The organism is Pseudomonas rhizophila (assembly GCF_003033885.1).
Classification (GTDB): Bacteria; Pseudomonadota; Gammaproteobacteria; order Pseudomonadales; family Pseudomonadaceae; genus Aquipseudomonas; species Aquipseudomonas rhizophila.
This window is the reverse complement of sequence record NZ_CP024081.1, coordinates 3,989,886-4,013,668: the sequence shown is the minus strand read 5'-3', so window position 1 is coordinate 4,013,668 and position 23,783 is coordinate 3,989,886. Positions and strand designations below refer to the sequence as shown.

The 23,783-nt window shown below is 61.4% G+C and carries 16 protein-coding genes; all 16 read right to left on the bottom strand.

What is annotated here, in order from left to right:
- Positions 1 to 149: 149 nt before the first annotated feature.
- The 16 genes from CRX69_RS18540 to CRX69_RS18465 all read right to left on the bottom strand — a co-directional run bounded on the left by CRX69_RS18540 (position 150) and on the right by CRX69_RS18465 (position 23,783).
- A complete protein-coding gene (locus tag CRX69_RS18540; protein ID WP_047226579.1) occupies positions 150 to 950 on the bottom strand; it encodes an endonuclease/exonuclease/phosphatase family protein in 801 nt (266 codons plus the stop codon).
- A gap of 182 nt (positions 951 to 1,132) precedes the next feature.
- On the bottom strand, positions 1,133 to 1,897 hold the full coding sequence (locus tag CRX69_RS18535) for a PIG-L deacetylase family protein (RefSeq protein ID WP_047226578.1): 765 nt from the start codon (positions 1,895 to 1,897) through the stop codon (positions 1,133 to 1,135).
- A gap of 248 nt (positions 1,898 to 2,145) precedes the next feature.
- Positions 2,146 to 4,305: a glycogen debranching protein GlgX gene (gene glgX, locus CRX69_RS18530; protein WP_047226577.1), complete on the bottom strand. Its 2,160-nt coding sequence runs from the start codon at positions 4,303 to 4,305 to the stop codon at positions 2,146 to 2,148.
- 209 nt (positions 4,306 to 4,514) lie between these two features.
- Entirely contained in the window at positions 4,515 to 4,841 is a 327-nt protein-coding gene (locus CRX69_RS18525) for a DUF2934 domain-containing protein (protein WP_107322529.1), read from the bottom strand.
- Positions 4,842 to 4,861: 20 nt separating this feature from the next.
- Positions 4,862 to 7,648, bottom strand: a complete 2,787-nt coding sequence (locus CRX69_RS18520; protein WP_107322528.1) for a malto-oligosyltrehalose synthase — start codon at positions 7,646 to 7,648, stop codon at positions 4,862 to 4,864.
- A complete protein-coding gene (malQ, locus tag CRX69_RS18515; RefSeq protein ID WP_107322527.1) occupies positions 7,645 to 9,723 on the bottom strand; it encodes a 4-alpha-glucanotransferase in 2,079 nt (692 codons plus the stop codon). Before malQ ends, CRX69_RS18520 begins: the two co-directional genes overlap by 4 nt.
- Positions 9,720 to 11,522, bottom strand: a complete 1,803-nt coding sequence (gene treZ, locus CRX69_RS18510; RefSeq protein WP_107322526.1) for a malto-oligosyltrehalose trehalohydrolase — start codon at positions 11,520 to 11,522, stop codon at positions 9,720 to 9,722. The genes malQ and treZ overlap by 4 nt, the downstream gene beginning before the upstream one ends.
- A 7-nt stretch (positions 11,523 to 11,529) precedes the next feature.
- Positions 11,530 to 13,101, bottom strand: a complete 1,572-nt coding sequence (glgA, locus tag CRX69_RS18505; RefSeq protein ID WP_107322525.1) for a glycogen synthase GlgA — start codon at positions 13,099 to 13,101, stop codon at positions 11,530 to 11,532.
- A gap of 559 nt (positions 13,102 to 13,660) precedes the next feature.
- Entirely contained in the window at positions 13,661 to 14,626 is a 966-nt protein-coding gene (locus CRX69_RS18500; RefSeq protein ID WP_107322524.1) for a D-2-hydroxyacid dehydrogenase family protein, read from the bottom strand.
- 11 nt (positions 14,627 to 14,637) lie between these two features.
- Positions 14,638 to 15,669 carry an alpha/beta fold hydrolase gene (locus tag CRX69_RS18495; RefSeq protein WP_107322523.1) on the bottom strand — a complete coding sequence of 344 codons (1,032 nt, stop codon included), beginning with the start codon at positions 15,667 to 15,669 and terminating at the stop codon, positions 14,638 to 14,640.
- An 86-nt stretch (positions 15,670 to 15,755) separates the two neighbouring features.
- Entirely contained in the window at positions 15,756 to 16,190 is a 435-nt protein-coding gene (locus CRX69_RS18490) for a YqaA family protein (protein ID WP_076385003.1), read from the bottom strand.
- Positions 16,190 to 16,636, bottom strand: coding sequence for a DUF411 domain-containing protein (locus CRX69_RS18485; RefSeq protein ID WP_076385001.1), 447 nt, complete (start codon positions 16,634 to 16,636; stop codon positions 16,190 to 16,192). The genes CRX69_RS18490 and CRX69_RS18485 overlap by 1 nt, the downstream gene beginning before the upstream one ends.
- A 269-nt stretch (positions 16,637 to 16,905) precedes the next feature.
- Positions 16,906 to 18,900: a methyl-accepting chemotaxis protein gene (locus tag CRX69_RS18480; protein WP_047226567.1), complete on the bottom strand. Its 1,995-nt coding sequence runs from the start codon at positions 18,898 to 18,900 to the stop codon at positions 16,906 to 16,908.
- 203 nt (positions 18,901 to 19,103) lie between these two features.
- Entirely contained in the window at positions 19,104 to 20,048 is a 945-nt protein-coding gene (locus tag CRX69_RS18475; RefSeq protein WP_107322522.1) for a GNAT family N-acetyltransferase, read from the bottom strand.
- Complete coding sequence (locus CRX69_RS18470) at positions 20,045 to 21,319, bottom strand: phenylacetate--CoA ligase family protein (RefSeq protein ID WP_107322521.1); 1,275 nt, start codon at positions 21,317 to 21,319, stop codon at positions 20,045 to 20,047. The genes CRX69_RS18475 and CRX69_RS18470 overlap by 4 nt, the downstream gene beginning before the upstream one ends.
- 52 nt (positions 21,320 to 21,371) lie before the next feature.
- Positions 21,372 to 23,783 (bottom strand): acyl-CoA reductase, encoded by a 2,412-nt coding sequence (locus tag CRX69_RS18465; RefSeq protein ID WP_107322520.1) that lies wholly within the window; start codon positions 23,781 to 23,783, stop codon positions 21,372 to 21,374.

The window sequence follows — 23,783 nt, the reverse complement described above, 5'->3', positions numbered from 1 at the left end:
TGAATGGCAAACTGAAATCAGTGCCAATAAATAACTGATTTTTTTCGGTTATCCAGATCAGTGAATTGACGTCAATCAACCGTTTCAACTCCTCTGGTTCACCGACTCACCATTTGATTCGTACGCCAGGTGTCGCGCAGTGTTTGGCCTCACAAATGCACTTCCACGCACAGCGGCAGGTGATCGCTCAGGTGTGTCCAGGGTTTGCTACCCAGGATTTGCGGGGCATGGCTGGTGGCGTTGCGCAGGTAAATACGGTCCAGACGCAGCAGGGGGAAGCGGGCCGGGTAGGTCCTCGCCGGACGACCGTGGTGGTGCTCGAAGGCTTCGTGCAGGTATTGGCGACGGGCGAGGGCGGTATTGCCGCGCAACTGCCAATCGTTGAAATCACCGGCGATGATCACCGGGGCGTCTTCGGGCAACGAATCCAGCAATTGGCAGAGCAATTTGAGCTGCAACTGGCGATGGCTTTCCAGAAGGCTCAGGTGCACGCAGATTCCGTGGACCTCGGCATGACCGGGTACGTCCAGCACGCAATGCAGCAGTCCGCGCCGCTCGGGACCGGTGATGGAAACGTCGAGGTTACGAAACTCGCGGATCGGGTATTTGGACAGCAAGGCATTGCCATGATGGCCATCGGGATACACCGCGTTACGACCGTAGGCAAAATCGCTCCACATGCTGTCGGCGAGGAACTCGTACTGGGACATTGGCGGCCAGTTCTCGTAGCGCGAAGCGTGGCGGTCGTGTTCCCCCAGCACTTCCTGCAGGAACACCAGGTCGGCACCGGTGCTGCGTACCGCTTCACGCAGCTCGGGCAGTATGAAACGACGGTTGAGGGCGGTAAAACCCTTGTGGGTATTGACCGTCAGAACCCGTAGCCGATGGACCGCCGCGGGCGTGTCCAAAGGCGTTGATTCGGCGGCTTGCCGGTTGGGATCGCCAGTCACGTTCACTCCTGAATCAGACGTACCTGTTCATGCGACTTATAGTGGCTGCCGCAGTTCCGGATTTTTCCCCGTTGCCAGGTCAATCACGTCACCCGCTGAGCCACCGTTATCGCGAGCAGGCTCGCTCCCACAGGGTAGGGGGCATCGCTTTTGTGACATGCCTCACACTGGATTGGCGGTGGTCAGATGAACACAATTTCATAGGGCAAACCCATGCGATCAAGAATGACCCGTGGCACCAACGGTGCGATGCCGCTGGCGGGCTCACCGTTGAGCTGGCTGGCGTAGGCGTGCATGGCGTGCCGTTTGCGGGCGGTGGTCCAGATATCCAGGCGCAGCTTGCGGGCCCGGTGCCAAGGGATCTTGTTTTGCTCACGGACCGGCCAGTGCCAGGCCCACACCGGCAGCTCAATGAACACTGCCTCGATGCTTTCGGCGGCCAGGGCCCCGGCGCGGCCAACGGCATCATGGTCGCTGTCACCATCCTTGCGCCAGGTACTGAACACAACGTCGCCCGGCTTCAAGTACCGAGCGATGAAAGCGCTCAGTTGGGCCTCATGGTCGGCGAGGGTTTTTTCCGGGAAACCACCGCGCACCCACTGCATGCCACGGGCCGGTACCCCAAGGCGATGCAGGGCGTCCACGCTTTCCTGGGGATGGGGGCGGTAGGCATGCTGGCGCTCATCGGTCCACAGCGGTGAGCCGGGATGGCTGATGCTGCCGTCGGTGACCGAGATCAGCAAGATGGGATGACCCAGATTGCTCAGCAACTGGAGCAGACCGCCACAGGCGCCGACCTCATCACCCGGATGCGGAGCAAGGATCACGGCGCGTGCGCCAGCGGGAATAAGGGTCTGGGTACTGATGATGGGAATGTCGGCCAGCTGGGGGGCGCTGTTCCATATTTGCGGATGCTGTCGACCTGGCAAGCGAGAAGCGAGTTTCATGAGAGACGTCCCTGTTTGTATTCAATCTTTCAGCCATGCACCGGGCCGATTGCCCGGTGGTGCCCACCAGGGCCTGACTGCGAGCGGCGATGTTCCGATCCTGGAATCTACCGCTCGCCAAGTATTGATCATGTTGGGCGATTCGTCGCGCCCCATGTTGTTGCGAATGCTGTTTTTCTGCGCGGGGACTGAGCGGGTGAACAAACCGCGTCCCTGCGGTTGTGTTTTTTCACCCGTTTATCGAAGGTTTATTCCTCCTCCTCACGTTGCAACTCGAACAACAACAGCGAGCGGCCGGTGACGGAGTATTCGTAGTCAAAATCGAAACGCTCCTGGCCACGCACCTTCGGCTGGTTAGTGTCGACCATGCATGTCCAGAAACTGCCTTCGGGCACTTCCGGCAGGCGGAAGTTGACGATGTCGTGATGGGCATTGACCACCAGAAGCAGGGTCGCGTTGCCACCCTTGCGACGAATACCGGTTTCCTGGGCGCGCCCGTCCATCAGCATGCCCAGGCACCGACCGTGGCCGTCGTGCCATTGCTCGGTGGTCATCTCGCTGCCATCGGGGGCCAGCCAGGTGACATCCTTGACGCCCAGGTCTTCGTTGTAATTGCCCACCAGGAACCGCCCGCGCCGCAGGATCGGGTAGGTCAGGCGCAGTTTGATCAGGCGCTTGACGAACTTGAGCAGCGCCTCGCCATCCTCACTGAGGTCCCAATTGACCCAGCCGATTTCGCTGTCCTGGCAATAGGCATTGTTGTTGCCGTGCTGGGTCCGAGCGAACTCATCGCCAGCGACGATCATCGGCGTGCCCTGGGCCAGCAGCAAGGTCGCAAAGAAGTTGCGCATCTGCCGCTGACGCAGTTCATTGATCTCAGGATCGTCTGTCGGGCCTTCGACGCCATGGTTCCAGGACAGGTTGTTGTTGCTGCCGTCCTGATTGTTTTCGTCGTTGGCTTCATTGTGTTTGTCGTTGTACGACACCAGGTCGTGCAGGGTAAAACCGTCATGGGCGGTTACGAAGTTCACCGAGGCGTATGGACGACGACCGCGCTGGTTGAACATCTCGCCGGAGGCCGTCATGCGGCTGGCAAAGTCGGCGAGTTGGCCGTCGTCGCCTTTCCAGAATGCGCGCACCGTGTCGCGGAATTTGTCGTTCCACTCCACCCAGCCTGGCGGGAACCCACCCACCTGATAACCACCAGGGCCGCAATCCCACGGCTCGGCGATCATTTTCACCTGGCGCAACACTGGGTCCTGGCGACAGGCGACGAGGAAACTGTGGCGCTCGTCGAAGCCATCGTGGTATCGACCCAGAATAGTCGCCAGGTCGAAACGGAAGCCGTCGACGTGCATCTCCGTGGCCCAGTAGCGCAGGGAGTCGGTGACCATCTGCAGCACGCACGGGTGACTCAGGTCCAGGGTGTTGCCGGTGCCGGAATCGTTGATGTAGTAACGTTTGTCATCCGGCATCAGCCGGTAGTACGAGGCATTGTCGATGCCGCGCATGGACAGGGTAGGGCCTTGCTCGTTGCCTTCAGCGGTGTGGTTGTAGACCACGTCGAGGATGACTTCCAGGTTGGCCTCGTGCAGGTGCGCAACCATCTCCTTGAATTCGGCGATTTTGCCGCTGGCCAGGTAACGCGGGTCCGGGGCGAAGAAGGCAATGCTGTTGTAGCCCCAATAGTTGGTCATGCCCTTGTGCAGCAGGTGCTGGTCATTGACGAACGCGTGGACGGGCAGCAGCTCCACCGATGAAACTCCCAGCTTGCGGATGTGTTCGAGCACATCGTCCACCATCAATCCGGCGAAGGTGCCTCGCAGGTTTTCCGGTACCGAGGGGTGACGCATGCTGATGCCGCGAACATGGGTTTCATACAGGATGGTCTTGTCCCACGGCACACTGACACGCTGGTCGTTGCCCCAGGTGTGGGCCGGGTCGATGACTTTGCATTTGGGTACGAAGGGCGCGCTGTCGCGTTCATCGAAACTCAGGTCGCCGTCCGGGTGGCCGATGGTGTAGCCAAACAGTGCCTCGGACCACTTCAGCTCGCCGACCAGTTGCTTGGCGTAGGGGTCGATCAGCAGTTTGTTGGGGTTGAAGCGGTGGCCATTCTCCGGGTCGTAAGCGCCATAGACCCGGTAGCCATAGATCATCCCCGGATGGGCGTCAGGCAGATAGCCGTGGTAAATCTCGTCGGTGTACTCCGGCAGCTCGATACGCTCGAGCTCGACTTCGCCGGTATCATCGAAAATGCACAGTTCAACCTTGGTGGCGTTCGCTGAGAACAGCGCGAAATTGACCCCCAGGCCATCCCACGTCGCACCCAGCGGGAAAGGCAGCCCTTCACGAATCCGCGAAGCCTCGATAACGGGCGGCGGCGTAGTGTTTTTTGGATGGGTCATAGTTGCTCCTGCAAAAGACAGACAGATACGGCAATGCTGTTCACTTAAAATCTATTCGTTTCACTGTGGCGAGGCAGCTTGCTCCCGCTGTGCCGCCTAGCGGCACCATTGATCGACACCGCGTATCCAGGCGTCGGCCTGGTGTGGCGTCAGCACGCGCCCTTGTCAGCACGGGGGCGCATGCCCTTGAGGCGGATGTCAGGTATGGATCAGTTAGCCGGCGGCTTGCGCGGCGCTCGTGGCTTTTTCTCCACAGGTTTTTCCGCCGCGGTGCTGACAGCGGCAGGTTTAGCTGCAGGCTTGGCCTTGGGCGTAGTGCTTTTCGTGGCAGGCTTGGCTGCGGTGCTCTTGGTCGCGGCAGGCTTGCTCGCCGCTGGTTTACCGGCGGCCTTGGCGGGTTTGCTCGGTGCCAGGGCTTCGGCCTCGGCAAGTTTGCGAGCCATCTCCCAGTGGCGTTTTTCCTGCCCGGCAGGCTTACCCTCGGATTCCCAGATCTGATAGGCGAATTCACGAATGCGTTTATCGTCGGTACTCATCGCAGTGCTCCTGACTGAACTCAAGATTGGATAAAGACATTGACCGGGAAATCCCCCAGCGCGTCGCTGACCATCAGCTCCCTTTGGGGTGTGACTGCCGCGCTGGAAAAAAGTCCCTTCAGTTTTTCATCCCCACGGGCAAACGGTAGTGATACGCGGGTGTCGCCCCAGTCCGATGCAGCCACCAGCGGCACGGCACCGTTTTCCAGCAGGCGAGCTGCATGGATCGGTACCACTATGATTGCCCGTTGTTGCTCATGCTCACGCATAAAGGCCAGGACCCGTTTGGCCTGCGCGCCAACCACTTGCAATGGCTGATAGCGGCCTTGCTGGAACAGTTGCAAGTGTTCGGTGCGTACGGCCAGTGTCCTGGCGATCAACGCTTGCTTGACCCTGCCATCGCGCCAGGTGCTTACCAGTTGCGCTGGGGTGCCTGGTGCTTGCATCGCCTCGCGGCGCGCCAGGAAATCCACCGGGCGGCGGTTGTCCGGATCCACCAGGCTGAAATCCCAGAACTCATTACCCTGGTACAGGTCCGGTACACCAGGCACAGTCATGCGCAGCAAGGTTTGCGCCAAACTGTTGAGGGCGCCCGCCGGGGCGATGACCTGGACCGCTTCGGCGAGGGCGTTGCGCAGAGGCAGCCCCTCATCACCGAGCAACAGCCGCTCCAGGAACAGTTGGGTCGCCTGCTCATAAGCGTCGTTGACGGCCGACCAACTGCTTTGCAACTTGGCTTCGCGCAAAGCCTTGCGTTGCCATTGCCACATGCGCTCGTTGTAGTCGGCCAGTGCCGTGTGGTCGTGCACATCCAGGTCCAGCGGCCAACTTCCCAGTAGCGCCTGGTACAGAATTAGTTCATCACCGGCTGAAGGAGCGGCGGGGTCGCTGTGCAGCGATGGCGCAAGAATGCGCCACTGGTCCACGCACGCCATGTACCAATCAGCTCGTTCGCTGATGACCGCCAGCCGCGCCCTGGTGTCTTCGCCGCGCTTATGGTCATGGGTGGCGGTGGTCATCAGGTTGTCAGGGAAATGCTCCAGGCGCTCGAGGCAGGCGTCATGAAACGCTTGCGGCGGGGCGCTGAACCGTTCGGTGTTGTAGCCCACGTCATTGCGCGACAGCAGTACTGCCGAACGATAAAGCGCCGTGTCTTCCACGGCCTTGGCGGCGGCTGGCGAGGTCAGTTGCTGGAAGCGCACGCAAGCATGGCGCAGCCGTTTGCGCTGACCACCCCGTGGGCGATCCCGCCAGGGCATGCCGCCGAGCCAGTCGGCCAGGTAGTCGAGCACCGGCCAGTCGGCTTCGCTGAGGGTCTGTCGGGCGTCTTCCAGGGCCTGACGAAAAAACACATCGTCTTCGTTGGAGCGGCCGAGCGGGTTGATGTAGGTGCGGTACACCGGGAAGTGCACGATCAGTTCCTGCAACGCGCGGCGAATGGCGCCGAGGGTCAGGTCACGGGTCATCACGTCGTCCCGCGCGACTTGCAACAGGGCTTGGGCGACGCTTTCGAAGTCTCCGGCCAGGGAACCATTGAGAATCTGTTGACGGGCCAGACGCGCTTCTTCGATGAAGTGCGCCGGTCGCTCGCTGTGGCGACTCCAGAACTCGGCAAGGGGCTCGGCACCGGCCGGGTCATGCTGCAGCAACGAGATCTGGTTCATGAACTCGTAACCGGTACTGCCGTCGATGTTCCAGTCCCGACGCAGGCTCTCGCCATCGCCGAGGATTTTCTCAATGAAAATGGGCAGGTGCCGCGAGGGCGAAAGCGAATCAAGACGCCTGCGCAATTTGCGGCAGTAGCCGCGAGGATCGGCAAGACCGTCGATGTGGTCGATCCGCAAGCCGTCCACCAATCCTTCGGCGATCAATTCGAAAATTTTGGCGTGGGTGGCTTCGAACACCGCGGGGCGCTCGACCCGCAGGCCACCCAGCTCATTAACGTCGAAAAAGCGCCGCCAGTTGATGTCGTCCGCCGCCGTACGCCAACTGGCGAGCCGGTAACTCTGGCGCTCCAGCAATTGATGCAGACGCTCGAACCCCTCGGGTTGCCGGGAGTCGTAGGCGCGCAAGTTCTCTTCGATGGTGGCCTGGATACCTGGCTGGCTGGCCAGCTCTTGCAATTGCTGCTGCAGCGGTCGGGCCAGGGTATGGGCGTCGGTCTGGTAGTTCAGCGTGGTAAAACGCTCGGCCAACGCCTTGAGGGATTCGGCCTGTTCGGATGGCAGCGTTTCGGCAGGTTTGAGTAATTCGCCGTACTGCATGGGGCAGATAGGGAAGTGATGCTCGTAATGCTCGGCCAGGAAGCTGCCTTGTGTGGCATCGAAGCGTAACTTCAGGGTGCCTTCCTGCAAGGCCACTCCGTAGTCGCTGCCTAAAAACGGCAGCAACAGTTGGCCCTCCATCAAGGGGTCGGGAGAATGCCACTGGATATCGAAAAACTCGCCGAAGGGGCTCAAACGTCCCCATTCCAGCAGGTCCTGCCACCAGGGATTGTCATTGCCGCCGACGGCCATGTGGTTGGACACGACATCGAGGATCAACCCCATCCGGTGCTCACGCAGGCTGGCGACCAGGCGTCGAAGCGCCGCTTCGCCGCCCAGTTCCGGGTTCACCTGGGTCGGATCGACCACATCGTAGCCATGCATGGAGCCGGCGCGGGCTTTGAGCAGTGGCGAGGCGTAAATATGGCTGATGCCCAACGATGCGAAGTACGGCACCTGGGGGATGGCATCGTCCAGGGTGAAGCCTTTATGAAATTGCAGGCGAAGGGTCGCCCGCAATGGTTGGATCAACGTCTGATTCATCGGTCACGCTCGTTCGCCTGAAGCCTTGCGCAGGCGAGGATTTCCAGACGCCGGGCGGCGCCCGGGTCATCCAGCAGCACCTGGCTGTCACACGCCAGGCGACGCCGCCAGTTGGGGTGGGTATCGGTGGTGCCAGGCAGGTTGGCCTGTTCGTCGATGCCTAGGGCGTCTTCGAGCGGCAGCAACACCAGCGGCGCACGGGTGTGTCCGAGGAAACGCACACTGGCGTCGAGGATCTCGTCGGTATCCAGGTGTTCTTCACGAAAGTTCTGCGGGTCCTGATTCAACACATTGCTTAGGCCTTCGCGTTCACGCTCGCGGTGTTTGCGCCAGTCCATCTCGGTGTGGGAGTCGATCAGGTCCAACCGGGCGTTCCAGTCGATATCATGACCGTGCCACCAGCCATTGAGGGTCGGCAAGTCATGGGTACTGGTCGTGGCCAGGGCATTGTCCGGCCAGTCGAGGATGGGTTTGAAGTGGGTATTGTCCTGTTCGAACAACAGCACGCGCATGCCGAGGATCGATCGGGCGCTGAGCTTCTCGCGAAGCCCCTCGGGCACGGTGCCGAGGTCTTCGCCCAGGACGATGGCTTGATGGCGATGGGATTCAAGGGCCAGCAGACGCAGCAGGTCGTCCACCGGATAATAAAGGTAGGCGCCATCGCTGGGCGGGGCGTCGTTGGGGATCACCCACAGGCGCTGCAAGCCCATCACATGATCGATGCGCAAGCCGCCGGCGTGGGCGAAGTTGGCCCGTAGCATCTCAATGAACGCGCGAAAACCATTGCGTACCAACCCCTCTGGCGAGAATGCCGAGATGCCCCAGCCTTGGCCGGAGCGGTTGAGGATGTCCGGCGGTGCGCCCACGGTCAACGAGGCGAGCAGTTCATCCTGCCGACTCCAGGCCTGGCTGCCTCCACCATCGGCGCCTACTGCCAGGTCAGCGATCAGGCCAATGCCCATGCCGCTGGATTTAGCCGCGCTCTGGACGCGCTCCAGGCACCGGGTAATCAGCCACTGGCAAAACGCGTAGAAGCCGATTTCGTCGGCGTTCTCCTCGGCAAAGTGCGCCAACGTCGAACTACGCGGGTTGCGCCATTCTTCGGGCCAATGGCGCCAGTCCAGGCTCTCTCCCCGAGCCGCACGTTCGGCCTGCAGGGCTTCGAAGCGGCAATGATTCTCCAGGGGTTCGCCGCTGGTGTGGCGGAAACTGCTGAAATCCTCATGCAATGGATGCTCGCCCTGGCTGAAGCCGTCGTAAAGGGCGCGCAGGACTTTCTGCTTGGCCTGGGCCGCCACGGGCCAATCCACCAGCGGTTGTTCTTCCAGATTGCGCAGTTGGTTGGTCAAACCGGTGGCGTCAATGGCCGCGCGCAGCGCGCGTTCGCCGAGAACGGTGCCCGGCGCGGCATAGAGACTGTTGAGGAAGAGCCGGCTGGACGGTGAATAGGGGCTGTAACGGCCGGTGTCGCTGCTGAACATCGCGTGCATCGGGCTGATCGCCAGGGCGTCGGCACCGCGCTCGCCGGCGACCCGTACCAACTCCTCCAGGGCCTGGGTGTCACCGAAACCTCCGTCGCCGGGGCGGCGCAGCGCATATAACTGCGCGCTCAGGCCCCAGGCGCGGGGCGTCGGATTATCCACCGCATCGGCCACGCTATAGCAATGTGCTGGCGCGACCGCCAGGATGAAATGCTGGTCCTGGATGCTGACGTGCTGGTAACCCACCGGAACCATCCCCGGCAACCTGGCGTCGGCGTCGAGTTTCAGGTTCAGTGTGGCACCATCCTCGAGCTGGATTTCGCAGGGCGTGGCGGCTTCGAAGTAGCGGCTCAGATCCACGCTGGCGCCGACATCGGCGGTGATCAGCGGTGGCAATTGATGATTCTGTTGGTCCTGCTGCAATTGCAGCAGGCTGGCGTCGATTTCCTGGGCGGTCCCGGCTGGATGGCCCAGACCGATGAGGACTGAACGCAAGACGGCGGGCGAGACTTTCTGCGCCCGGCCGTTGGCGTCGATCCAGTCCACCGCCAGGCCCGCTCGGCCGGCGAGAATTTCCAGTTGCGCATCGCTCATAGGCGCTCTCCAGTGATGTTGGGCAAGTTTGCCGCGTGCGTCAGACTGACCAGCGCGCTGTAGGGCGCCAGGGCCCCTTGCTGCAACAGACCCATGGCGTGCTGCGGATGTTCGAAAAGAATCTCGGCCTCTTCTTGAGCGGTATGCTTGACCGGCTGATCGCTGAGGTTCAGGTCAATGCGCAACACGCTGCCGTCGCCCATGCGCCAGCGTGCGCTGACTGCGCCATGGCCCAGCACTTCGGCGTCCAAGGCCTGGGCTCCGGGCAAGCGCGGGATGATCACTTCACGGCGGATTTTCAGCAGTTGTCGATAGAGTGTTTCACTGGCTAGTTGCTCAGCGTGCTGCGCCTCCAGCTCAGGCCTCGACACCTCGAAGGTATCAGCCGCGTTAGGATCCGGGATGCGCTCACGCTTTTCGGGATCGGCAAAGGCACTGAACGCCTTGAACTCGTTGCGCCGACCCTCACGAACCAGCTCCGCCAGCTCGCCGTGATGGCTGGTGAAAAACAGGAAGGGTTGCCGGGCGGCTACTTCATCGCCCATGAACAGAAGCGGAATCATCGGTGACAACAGCAACAAGACCGTCGCCGCTTGCACGGCCTGAGGCGGGGCCAGTTGGTGCAGGCGTTCACCCAGTGCCCGGTTGCCAATCTGATCGTGGTTCTGCAGAAACAGCACGAAGGCGCTGGGGGGCAGGTGACCGCTGGGTTCGCCCCGGGGCTCGCCGTGGCGGTTGATATGGCCCTGGAAGACAAACCCCTGGCTGAGGCAGCGTGCCAATTGTTCCGTCGGCTCTTGGGCATAGTCAGCATAATAGGCGTCGGTTTCGCCGGTCAGCAGCACGTGCAGGGCGTTGTGCCCGTCATCGTTCCACTGGGCGTCATAGCCGTGCTCCAGCAGGCTGGCCTGGTTGTGTTCGTTTTCCACGGTCAACCAGACATGCCGAACCGGATCTACCTGTTCGCGCACCCTGGCGGCCAGTTCCTGGAGAAAATCCGGATCTTCGATCGCATGCACGGCGTCCAGGCGCAGGCCGTCGAAACGGTATTCCAGCAGCCACATCAGCGCATTGTCGATAAAGAAGTCCCGCACCTCGCGGCGCCGGAAGTCAATTGCCGCGCCCCAGGGGGTGTGCTTGTCTTCGCGGAAAAAACCTTTTGCGTAACGGTGCAGATAATTGCCGTCGGGGCCGAAATGGTTGTAGACCACGTCCACAATCACCGCCAGCCCGTGGCCGTGGGCGCTGTCGATCAAGTGCTTGAGCTGTTCCGGCGTGCCGTAGGAGGCCTGGGGAGCGTAGGGCAGGACGCCGTCGTAGCCCCAGTTACGGTCACCGGGAAACTGCGACAGCGGCATCAGTTCGATGGCGGTTACCCCTAATCCAGCCAGTCGCGCCAGGTGCTGTTCGACGCCTTGGAAACCACCGAGGGCGCCGACGTGCAACTCATAGATCACAGCTTCATGCCAGGGGCGCCCGGACCATTGGGTATGGCGCCATCGGTAAGCATGAGGGTCGACCACCACGCTGTGGCGGTCAATGTCACCGGCCTGGGCGCGGGACGCCGGGTCGGGAACCTCCAGTTCGCCGTCGATGTTGTAGCGATAACGAGTGCCGGCGGGGCAACGGGTCTGGATCATGAACCAGCCATCGGCCTGGGGCAGTAGCGGTATTGAATCTCCAGTGTCGAGCTCGACACTCACAAAAAAAGCATCCGGGGCCCAGAGGGCGAAGCGGGTGTGCTCGGCATCGAGCATGACCGCGCCATGGGTCCAGGTTTCAGGCGTCCTTGACGGCATTGTTACCTCATTGTCTGGCCGATTTACCCAGTGACTTGGCCACTAGCTGTTCATAGAGTTCGGCGTAGGGTTCCACGGCCTTGCACCAGTTGAATGGCGCTGACATAGCCCGGCAGCGCATCGCGTTGAGCAGGTCAGGGAACTCGAAGACCTTGAAGGCCCGGCTCAATGCCTGTTTGTAACTTTCGGCGGTGGACTCATCGAACAGGAAGCCGGTGATGCCGTCTTCGATGGTGTCCGCCAGCCCGCCGGTATTGCGTGCCACCGGCAGCGAGCCGAAGCGCTGGGCGTACATCTGGCTCAAGCCGCAGGGCTCGTAGCGTGAAGGCATCAGCAGAAAGTCGCTGCCGGCGAACATCCGCCGCGCGTCGGTTTCGTTGAAGCCGATGCGTACACCGATCCGTCCGGGAAAACGCAGCGCCAGTTCACGCATGGCTTGCTCTTCCTCCGGTTCGCCGCGACCGATGATCGCGATCTGGCCCCCGGATTCGACGATGAACTCGGCGACGGCTTCGGTCAGGTCCAGGCCTTTCTGGTACACCAGGCGCGAAACCACGGCGAACAGCGGGCCGCTGGAGTCGTCTAGACCAAACAGATCGCGTACATGAGCCGCGTTCACGGCTTTGCCATCCCAGTCACCCATGGCGAACTGGCGGAACAAGTGCGTATCGGTGGCCGCGTCCCAACTCTCGTCGATGCCATTGGGAATGCCGCTGAGCAGGCCTTGTTGTGTTTTAGCCGCAAGAAAACCGTCGAGCCCGCAACCGAATGCCGGGGTAGTGATTTCCTGGGCGTAGGTGGCGCTGACCGTGGTGATATGACTGGAGTAGGCCATGCCGGCCTTGAGAAACGACAACTTGCCGTAGAACTCCATGCCTTCCTGCTGCAGCGCGTGCTCCGGGATACCCAGCTCCGGGCATGAGGCCAGGCTCACTACGCCCTGGTATGCCAGGTTGTGAATGGTGAACAGGGTAGGCGTGCGTTGCCCACGCCAGTGCATATAGGCCGGCGCCAGACCGGCCGGCCAGTCATGGGCGTGGACCAGATCGGGGCACCAGTGGATTTGGGCGAGGTTGGCGGCGATATCAGCTGCGGCCAGGCCCAGCCGGGCGAAGCGAATGTGGTTGTCGGGCCAGTCGCGACCGTTGTTGGCCCCGTAGGGTGAGCCTTCACGGGCAAAGAGTTCCGGACAGATCAGTACGTAGATCACCAGGCCGTCGGCCATGTCCATCCGCCCGATCTTGCAGGGCGGCAGCGCGGCGTGGCCGCCCAGTTCACCGATGATGTGGATCGGGTTGCCGCTGTTCATCACCTGCGGGTAACCGGGGATCAGCACTCGCACGTCATGCAGGCCGGCCATGGCCCGGGGCAGGGCGGAAGAAACATCGCCCAGGCCGCCGGTTTTGACCAGGTCGGCAATTTCCGAGGTTACGAACAATACCTTCTTGCGATTGGGATTCTGCCTGACGACCGGGAGCAGTGCCTTGCCGCCGGTGGCCAGCACCGGTGCCGTCGGCGAGTCAGTCGCCAGCGGAAGTTGAGAACGGACTTGCTGTGGTTCCAAGGCAGCACTGATCATAACTTTCTCCCATTTTCTCGATCTGTTTCCGGCAAGCGCCAGAGCTGTTGTTTCATTGGCCGAATCCTGCGGCCAGGCGCACAAGCGCTACGCAAGGTAAGCAAAGCGCTGCCCAATGCGGTTAAGCGAATCAGGTGAAGGGGCTGCTTCAAGGACTTGCAAGGACTGCACCAGCCGTTGTTGCCCTACCTCTAACCTGACCCGTCGCCGTTGCGAAAAGTTTCCACTTTTTTTCGTCTGGACGACCGGTCGGTTTTCTCCCCGGTTTGGCAGTCTAGGTCAGAACCTAGAGCGGTGCGGCGCGCTTCGTCGAATTGTCCGACAATCAGCTTTGTTGGCGGCAATGTCTTACACGACAAAGCGGGATACGCACCGACGAAGTGCAGTTTCTGGAAACGTAATGGGTGTATGGGGAAGGGGGGTGTTTCATCGGCGTGCGCGATGCAATGGCGCGATGCACCATCAGGGGGCGGGTGAAATAGAGGCATTTTAGTGGCCATTGTTGGCCCGGAAATACGCTGTTTCTGTGGGAGCAGGCTTGCTCCCACTTAAAACGTGTTCAGTCGCCAGTGGGGGTCAACAGGCGGATCGGTTTGCCGGCCGCCCAGGCTTGCAGGTCTTCGATCATCAAGGAATAGAACTTCTGATAATTGTTCCGGGTGACGTAACCCACGTGCGGTGTGGCCAGTAGATTTTCCAGGGATCGGAACGGGTGGTCGGATGGCAGGGGTTCCTCGGCGAAGACGTCCAGGGCGGCACCGGCCAGGCGTTTGTCGCGCAGGGCGTCGATCAGGGCGGCTTCATCGACGATTGGACCGCGTGCGGTATTGACCAATAGCGCCTGGGGTTTCATCCAGCCCAGCGCCTGGGCGTCCACCAAACCGCGGGAGCGCTCGCTGAGTACCAGATGCACCGAGAGAATGTCAGCCTGTTCGAACAGTTGCTGTTTACTCACGTAGGTCACACCCACTTCTGCGGCCCGTTCAGCGGTGAGGTTCTGGCTCCAGGCGATCACCCGCATGCCGAAGACCTGGCCGAACTGAGCTACCCGTGTGCCGATGCTGCCCAGGCCGAGGATTGCCAGGGTCTTGCCATGCAGGTCGCCGCCCAAGCCTTGCTGCCATAGCCCGGCGCGCAAGGCATTGGCCTCCTGCACCAGGTTGCGGGTCAGGGCCATGATCAGCGCCCAGGTCAGCTCGGGGGCTGCGTGCTTGTAGCTTTCGGTGCCGCATACCTGGATACCCAGTTCGGCGGCTGCCTTGAGGTCCAGGGCGGCATTGCGCATGCCGCCGGTGAGCAACAGCTTGAGGTTGGGCAGGCGGCGCAGCAGGCCTTCGTCGAATGGCGTGCGTTCACGCATCACGCAGATCACTTCGAAGCGGTGCAGGCGCGCGGCGAGGGTGTCGCGCTCGGCAGGGTACTCATGAATAAATGTCACCTGGCCGATGCTATCGAGCACCGACCAGTCCACCACGTCCCGCGCTACGTCCTGCCAATCATCGATGACTGCTATTTGCACCGCCATGGAACACCTCGTCAGGGAATGGGTTTGTTCAGCCAGCCCAGCAAGGCCTGGTGGAACCGGTCCGGCTCCTCCATCTGTGGGGCATGCCCCAGATGGGCGAACTCCACCAGGGTCGACTGGGGAATCAATTGAGCCACCTGCTTGCCCAGCACTTCATACCGGCCCAGTTTGGCTTTCACGGCCGGCGGCGCGATGTCGCTGCCGATGGCGGTGGTGTCGGAGGTGCCGATCATCAGCAGCGTCGGTACTTTCAGGTCCTTGAATTCGTAGTAGACCGGCTGGGTGAAGATCATGTCGTAGATCAGCGCCGAATTCCACGCGACTTGCGTGTGCCCCGGCCCCTTGTTCAGCCCGGCCAGCATGTCCACCCAGCGCTCAAACTCCGGTTTCCAGCGGCCACCATAGTAGGTCTTGCGCTCGTAGTTGCGGATACCGTCGGCGCTGAGTTTCAGTTCGCGCTCGTACCACTGGTCCACTGTACGGTAGGGCACGCCGAGGGCTTTCCAGTCCTCCAGGCCGATGGGGTTGACCATCGCCAGCCGCTCGACCTGATCGGGAAACTGCAAGGCATAACGGGTGGCGAGCATGCCACCGGTGGAGTGGCCGAGCACAATGCTTTTCTGCACCCCGAGAGCCTTGAGCAGGGCCTGGGTGTTGGTTGCCAGTTGGTGGAAGCTGTACTGGTAATGAGCGGGCTTGCTGGACGTACAGAAACCGATCTGATCCGGGGCGATGACCCGGTAACCGGCCTCGCTGAGGGTCTTGATCGAGTCGCCCCAGGTGGCGGCGCAAAAATTCTTGCCGTGCATCAGCACCACGGTGCGGCCATTGACCTCGCCTTGGGCCGGCACGTCCATGTAGCCCATTTGCAACGATTGGCCCTGGGACTGAAGGGGGAAGTGCTTGAGTGTGTAGGGGTATTCGAAGCCTTGGAGTTCCGGGCCATAGGCCGGGCCTTCAGGCGGGTTTTCGGCCTGGGCGAACAGCGGCAGGGCGGCCGTCAGAAACAGGCTGGGTAACCAGCGAGCAGTGGAACGCGACATGGGCAATCTCCTTTGGGCATCCGGCCGATCCTGGCGTGGCCCGATTATGGCGACATTAACCACAGGCAACCCAAAGTCGCGAACGTTCAACCCATCCAGCCCAGGGTCGCGAGGGCGAGTGCGCCATAACGCAACCCTTTGGCCAGGGTCACGATCAACACAAAGCGCCGCCACGGCTCGCCCATCACGCCCGCCACCAAGGTCAGTGGATCGCCGATGATGGGCATCCAACTGAGCAGCAGCGACCAGCGCCCATAACGCTGATAATGCACGCGGGCCTTGTCCAGATGCGCCGGACTGACCGGAAACCAGCGCCGATCCTTGAACTGCTCCAGGCGTGTGCCCAGCCACCAGTTCACCAGCGAGCCCAGTACGTTGCCCACGGTGGCGACCCCCAGCAACAGCCAGGTTTCATAGCGTTCGCTGAGCAACAGCCCAACCAGCAGTGCTTCGGATTGCAGCGGTAACAAGGTGGCGGCACCGAATGCCGCCAGGAACAAGCCGATGTAAGCCTCGCCCATCAGTGGGCCGGGTAATCCGCCACCACGGTTTGAGTCCCGTCGCTTTTCAGGCCGATCACCTGATACGCATCACTCATGCCGTCCGTTTCCATACCGGGCGAACCCATGGGCATGCCAGGCGCGGCCACACCGAGCAGGTCGTTCCGTTTGCTCAACGCCAGGACCTGGTCGGCCGGGACATGCCCCTCAACGAATTTGCCATTGATCTGGGCGGTGTGGCAGGAGCGCAGGTTTGGCGCAACACCCAGGCGTTGTTTGACTGAACTCATGTCGGTTTCAACATGGTCGTTGACCTTGAAGCCGTTTTCTTGCAGATGTGAAATCCATTTTTTACAGCAACCGCAATTGGCATCGCGGTGTACGTCAATGGTGATCGGTTCGGCGGCCTGGGCCAGGGTGGTGACAAAAAACGCGCTCAGGGCGAGCAGGTGCAGGGGATTGGCCATGGGGACAGTCTCGTGTCGAACAGTTTGGGAGGAGGATAACAGAGTAGCGAGCGTGAGCTGACAGTGGGCTGAGGGGCGGATTACAGAGTTGTCAGGTTGGGGGCGATGCTGATTCGAAGTTCGGCGCAAATTCACCCGCCACCGCAGAACCCTGCGGGAGCGAGCCTGCTCGCGATCGCGGTGGTTCAGCTTGGCCAGTGTCGACCTTGCCGCCGTCATCGCATGCAGGCTCGCTCCCTCAGGTTCATATGCAAACAGCCTGGGGCGTTTCAGCGCACCTTGAACCGCCCCATGATCGCATTCACCCGGCTGTTGGCTTCCAGCAACTGGCGGGTGTTGTTCTCGCTGGCCAGGCCACTTTCCACCAGCTCTTCCACCATATGGCGGATCTGCACCATGCTGCGATTGATTTCCTCGGTCACGGCGCTCTGCTGTTCGGCAGCGGTGGCGATCTGAGTGCTCAGGCTGTTGATCTGGCTGACGGAACCGGCCATTTCATCCAGTCCTGAATTGACTCTGGACGTGGCGTCGGCGGCCGACTGGCAGCTGGCCTGGGTGTTTTCCATGGCCGAAACCGATGAACTCACGCCCTGGGTCAAGCGCGTCAGCATTTCGTTGATTTCCGAGGTGCTGGCCTGGGTGCGGGCGGCGAGGGCGCGTACCTCGTCGGCCACCACTGCGAAGCCTCGACCCTGCTCACCGGCCCGGGCGGCTTCGATGGCGGCGTTAAGGGCCAGCAAGTTGGTCTGCCCGGCAATGGCGCCGATTACGCCGAGAATCTCGGTGATGCGTTGAGCGTCCTGCTGCATGCTTTCGACTTTGCGGGTAGCACTGGCGACTTCATCGATCAAGGCCACCACACTGTTGGACGCCTCTGCGACAACCACCCGAGAATGGTCGGCATGTTCATTGGCGCGTTGGGTGAACGCAGCGGTTTCGGCGGCGTTCTGCGCGACGCTTTCGGCGGTGGAACTCATCTCGGTGATGGCCGTGACGGTCTGATCGGTTTCCGAGGCGTGGCGCATCAGGATTTCGCTGGTGTGGGCTGAGGTCCGTTGCAGGTTGTCCAGGCTTGTCGCCATGGCGCCGGTCGCCTGGGTGACTTCGCCGATCATGTTTTGCAGGTAAACGATGAAGCCGTTGACCGAATGACCGATCGCCCCCAGTTCATCCTCGGCGCGGATGGTGATGCGCCGGGTCAGGTCGGCATCGCCGGTGGACAGCGCATCGATGTTGCTCTTGAGTGTCTTCATGCGGTTGGTCAACTGACGGATCGCGTACAACTGCATCAACACCAGCAGGATCACCATCGGGATCTGCAGCAGGCTTAACGTGCTCAGTACATCGTCGCGCTGGGCGGTGATCAGGCGGGTTGGCAAGGCGGTAGCCAGGAACCACGGCGAACCTTCGATAGGCCGCATGAAAAAGGTACTGGCCTCACCCTTGTTATCAAATTCGACCCGCTGCAGCGGTTGGTCTCGCTGGGCCAGGCCGGCCTTGACCTGTGCGGCGAAGGGCGAGGTTGCCGCCAGTTCGCTGATGTTCTTCAGCACGATGGGGCCGCTGATGCGCGAACTGTTGCTGATGATCTTGCCATCGCCTTCCACGATCAGCATCTCGGCGCTCAGCTCGGCTTCCTTGCGTGCCACCAGCTCATTGAAGAAGCCCAGGGTCACGTCGATGGTGGAAACGCCATAAGGCGCGCCGTTCTTCTGGATGGACATGGCGCAGTTGGTCCGCGGCTCAGCGCTGGCGTCGTCTTTATAGGCGGCGGCCCAGGCGCACTTGCCGGCGGGTGTGGCCATGCCGCCCTTGTGCCAGGGTTGATCGTAATAATTTGGCGCCGCGTCGCTGTTCCAGAAGGTATTGACCACCAGTTTGCCCGAGGCGTCGCGGTGCCAGAACGTGCTGAATTTGCTACGCCCTTCGGCCCGCTGATTAGGCAGCGGCCAGATCCCGCCACCAAAGACTTTCAGCTCGCCGTACTGATCCACCAAGCCAGGCAGGACCCTGTCTATGGCATCGCTGTCGAGCAGCGGGATGGTCTGGGTGATGCTGCGTTGCTGCGCCTGGACCTTGTTCAATTCCCCCTGGATCTGCTCGGCCACTTCGCTGATGCGATTAAGCGCCACTTGCTCTTCGGTGTGGCGCAGTTTGGGCGCGACGAGATAGCTGATACCCACGACGGTCAGGATGGACAACAACAGGATGAATGAAATCAGGAACAGCGTGTAGCGCGCCTGAATGGTGCGAAATGCGGGCATGTGGGAATCCTTGCTCGAAGGCGTTTTTCGGGAGCTGGCGCAATGGCCTGACTTATTTTTATCGGCCCGTCGCTGGACAGCTTGAGGGGTGCCCACATAGCAAACATTACCGCTGATCGGGAAAGATCGCAGCGTGAACGCCGCGATCTTCCAGCATTTCAGCGCGACTTTTTTGCGTGGCCACAGCGCCGAATACTCCGTTTTTACGCCGCCGAACCTGCCTGGACGCTCCTCCAGATGTGCCCTTGGGCTTGCACTTGTTCGTGGAGCCGTTGCATCGGCTCCGAATGCAAGGTGAGCGGGCGATCCAGGGCGCCACGGTGAAACAGCGCCTGCCAGCCGGGGTCGCCTTCGGCAGGCATGATCCCGGTGAAGATGAATCCGGCGTCCATCAATCGTTGGTAATCGTCGGCGAATTGCTGACGCAGTCCGAGTCGCACTGAAAGTGACCAATGGGCCGGCAAGCGCAGCAGTTGCCCGGCCAGGCGAAGGCCTATGTACCCGGCCACAATGTCGATTCTTCCGGGCAGCTGTCGGATTTGAAAAGGCTGTACCGAAGGCAAGGGCGCCTCGAGCGAGGTACCAAACAGCGATGCCAAGGGTTGCGTCAGCCATTGGCATGCCGCGGGCCATTTGAGGTGCGGCAGCGGGCGGCGATGGCCGCTGACCACTTGGCTGCCGACCACGATGGTTTCGGCGTGGACCGTGGCGAAAGGTGAGGGCACATGGTCAGGCAGCAGCCCGGTGTCATGGAACCCCAGGCGTTGTGCCAGACGCTGGCTGTAGCAATGGCTGGTGACTTGCTTGATCGACAGCCTGGCAAGTCCGAGGTCCTGGCAGCTGTCGAGTAATTGCTGCCCCAGGCGCGTCGCAATCTGGCCGCCCTGCACCGCGGGGTCCACCGCGATCAGGGCCAGTTCCGCGTCTTCACCATCGGCCGTCTGCCGACACAATGCGGCATGACCGACCACGCGCTCATCCTCCACGGCGACCATGGAGTGCCAACGGTTCAGCAGGTTGTGCAGGCCAATCARGTGTGGCAGGTAGACGTCTGGTGAGACGTAGTGATCGCCGTAAACCCGGCGGAACAATTCGCTGGTTCCGACGCCATCCGTGGGCCTGAACGCTCGGATGACCACGCTGCTCATCCGGCGTGCCTCGCTGTCAACGGAGCGTAGGTGCGGCGGTCGATGATCGACAGGTGCTTGCCAGAGCGTGGATGGCGTTCCAACGCTTGCAAGGCGCAGGCCTGGACGTTCAGGTCGAGTTGGTCGATACCCGGATACTGTGCGGTCAAGGCAGCTTTCAATGTGTTGGAGAGTGACTGGCAAGCCTGGGTTTGCCCGCCAGGCACCCACTTGAGCAACACGCGGTCGTTGTTCTGTGCGTGCTCGATGATCAATTGCCACTGAAGGTCACCGCCAATGCTGCGGATGATGTCGCTGATTTCCTGCGAAAACAGCGAGAAAACGCCTACCCGCACTCGCTGGCTTTTCGCGCTGCGGCCCTGAAGCGCGAACTTGCGTCGCGGGGTGCCAACCGGCTCGCGCCAGCACGCTCGGTCGCCCACCGGATACCGCACGATGGGCATCAGGGTCCGGGTGAGGTTGGTCACCACCAGATTGCCGGGCCGATCGCACGCCTGGATGACCTCACCGCTCAGTTCATCGATGATCTCTACCCGTATCTGTTCGCCGAACACGCGGTGCTCGCCCAGGTTGCAGTCCGGTGCGCTGGCGCCCACCAGCCCGGCGTCGACGCTGGCATAGCCGATGGAGGCGAAGCGTGCCTGTGGGAAGGCGCGCTGCAACGCGGGCAACTGGCTGTCGAACAGGTTTTCTCCGCCGAACAGCACGGTGGTGATGCCGGGCAGCGTTCGTCCCTGTTGATCCAAATGGTCGGCAAACGCCAGCAGGTGCGCAGGCACACCGGCCAGCACATTGATGCGGTGGCCGGTCACCGCCTCGGTCAGCACGTCGAGATCCACCGCCCCGGTGAACGGGAATTCGGTGATGGCTACATCGACTTTGCCAAGGGCGCCATGAATGAACAGGAAACTGGCGTACAGGTCTCCGGAAAAGAACAGGTTGGCGATTCGATCACCAGCCCTCAATTGCGCTGACAGGCTCTGACCGAAGCAGTTGAGCATCCGCTGCCATTCAGCGCGGGTGTACACCGACAGTTTCCCCTGACTGGTCGTGCCGCCGGTTTTGTAGATCAGCGCGTCTTCGACTTTGCCGGTCAGTACGTCCCAATGGTCCAGGTCATGACTGCCGGCCCAATAGTCGGCGACGTCGACAATGGGGAAATCCTCCAGAGCGCAATTCTGCGCGGGTAAATGCCGTAAAGACTTGCGGTAGAACGTTGAATGCGTACGAATATGGGCGAGCCATTGTTCGAATGGTAAAGAGGTGCTCATCAGGGTTCTCTCGGACTCTAACGTCCGCTTATTCAATTACACGGGAAAACAATCAAGCGGTGATTCTGCGATCAATCACCAGCGGTACTTTGCCGCTGTGTTTGTTATGTTCGAAACTTGTCGCCGGACAGGATTGCACGTCCAGTACGAGCATTTCGGACTCCACCAGCGTGGACAGCAGTTCGAGGCCCATGACCTGGCTCCGGACCGTTTGTGCATCGCCATCGGCGCGAATCAACAGGCGTTCGCAGCCGCTGCTGTGGTAATCGAGTACGATCTGAATGGCCGTTTGTGCCTGCTCAGCCAGCTCGTGGGTATTGATCAGGTACGTCACGATGCGTATCAGGGCGCCGTGGCGCTGGCGCAACTCGAACCGGGGTGACTCCAGGCCACACGGGCAGGGAGCGGTGAGCCAGCGCCCGCAATCACCAACTTCGTAGCGGTGAAGGGGCTGCGCTTGGCGTCTGCGCGAAGTGAACAGCAGCCGTCCGGTTTCCCCCGACGCGACCGGAGCGTCCAGTTCCAGCTGTACGATCTCCAGGTGTTGAATGTCCTCCATGAGGTGGAATACACCCTCGCCGCTGGCAGTGCAGGCATGGCCAAGGGGACCCGCGTCGACGCTGCCATAGATGGCTGAGCGAATACTTGTCACGCCGCAGTCCTCAAGCAACTGACGGCAGCCTGGCCCCAGGTGCTCGCCGCCCAGCATGACTTTGCGCACGCCGCCGTAGCCTTGAAGGGTTTCTCGCTGGCTGGAAAACAGGCGCTGCAAGGTACTTGGCATGCCCACCAGGGTATTGACCTTGTGAGCGACGATCATCCGTGCGATCTCTTCGAAGTCCGCATCTGACGTCGCGCCCATGGGGTAATGCACGGCGTTCATGTGCTCCAGTATTTTCGAGAAACTGAAGAAGCCGCCGTAGAGGTTGCCGCCATAAAACAGGTTCATGACCCGATCCTTCGCCGGATCCAGGCCGGCCGCGCGCAGTCCGTCGGCGGCGGCCCGCATGTGACGATCAAAATCGCGGTAGCTGTAGGGCGACAGCACCGGTGCGCCGCTGCTACCACCTGAACGGAAAAACAGCTGGGCCTGGGGGGCGGCAGGCAGCGCCAGGAATGCCGCTTTGTTCATGATCGGCGTCGAGGGTGAAATGGGTGTTGTGGTCGGCGGGGCGTCCAGTGTCACACGATGACTGGCGACACCAGGTTCAAGACCGACCGATACCCGACGACTCAATCGTTGCAGCGCGTAGACGCCGTCGTGAGGCTCGCCCTCGTAGCCTTGCTGGATGTCTGCGGTTGCCGAGATGCGGGTCACGCCGGCGGCTAATACGCAACGTGCCAGTTCAGGCGCCCGTTGCGGTTCACAGATCAGCGCGCAGCTCTGCAACACGTTTCGCCAGGGCAGCAGGGTTTGTGTGATCAGCCCTTGGGGCACCGGTCGTAACAAAAGCGTGCGAAACAGCGGCGATGGCAACAGGTCGCGGTGATGCTCCCAAATAATGCGCCAACCGTGGCCTTCCCAAATCTGGCCGGTTTGTCCTGTAAAGCTGTGGTCGAGTCGGGCAAGTGCCGTGCGGGTGGTGATCTCGCACGCTTCGGCTGCACTGGTTTCCAACGCTGGCCATTGTCCGGCGCGTCGTTCAAATGCGTCAGCCAGGGCGTCACCCAGTGCCTGCATCTGAACCGGCTCATCGCTGTCCACCAACAGCCACTGGGGACTGGAACAGGCTTGCTGATCGTGGCGGCAGACCTCATCCACAAGACTGTCCAGCGCCTGCTCGTTGGCGGCTTGCGGCGTGACATAGGCGAAGCTGATGCGATGTCCCCAATCGATCCAGCGGCAGCCGCTTGGAAGCTGGTCACGCATGGCCTTGAGTGCTGTCTCGCCACCCCAGGCGCTGACGCCCTGGGCCAGCGCGAAGAGACGCCGGCACTCGTGGTAGGGCACTGGCAGCACCGCAACGTAATCGCGCAACTGGCCGCTTGGGTCGCAATCGAGGAACGTCGCCAGCACCCGCGCCGTCAGGTCTGCATCGCGCGTGCTGGGTCGCAGCCAGTTGACGTTGCCCGCCAGCAGGCTTTCCAGTGCCGCGAAGAACCCCAGCAGCGGAGCATTGCCGGGGGTGACATGCACCACCAGCCCCAGGGGTTGCCAGCTTTCGAAAGGGCCATCGCTATAGTCGATTCGGCGCAGCGAGCGCGCGTCCGCCCCCAGCTCCCGTTCGAGTTTGCGGCTCAAATGCTTGCGTTCGCAGAAGGCGATCAGTGCCTGGCGCTGGTCGTCGTCCAGGAGCGGAGTTTGTTCTGGGGCCCGCAGCATCTGTGCGAACGCCTGCGCACAATCGAGCACGCTATCACTGGGGGGCGGTGCGTCCAGAAGAGCAGGCAGTTGCGTCTGCAGGCGTTCAAGGGCTGTATCGAGGGGCAGATCAGCGTGCAGTTGGCCATTGATGAGATACAT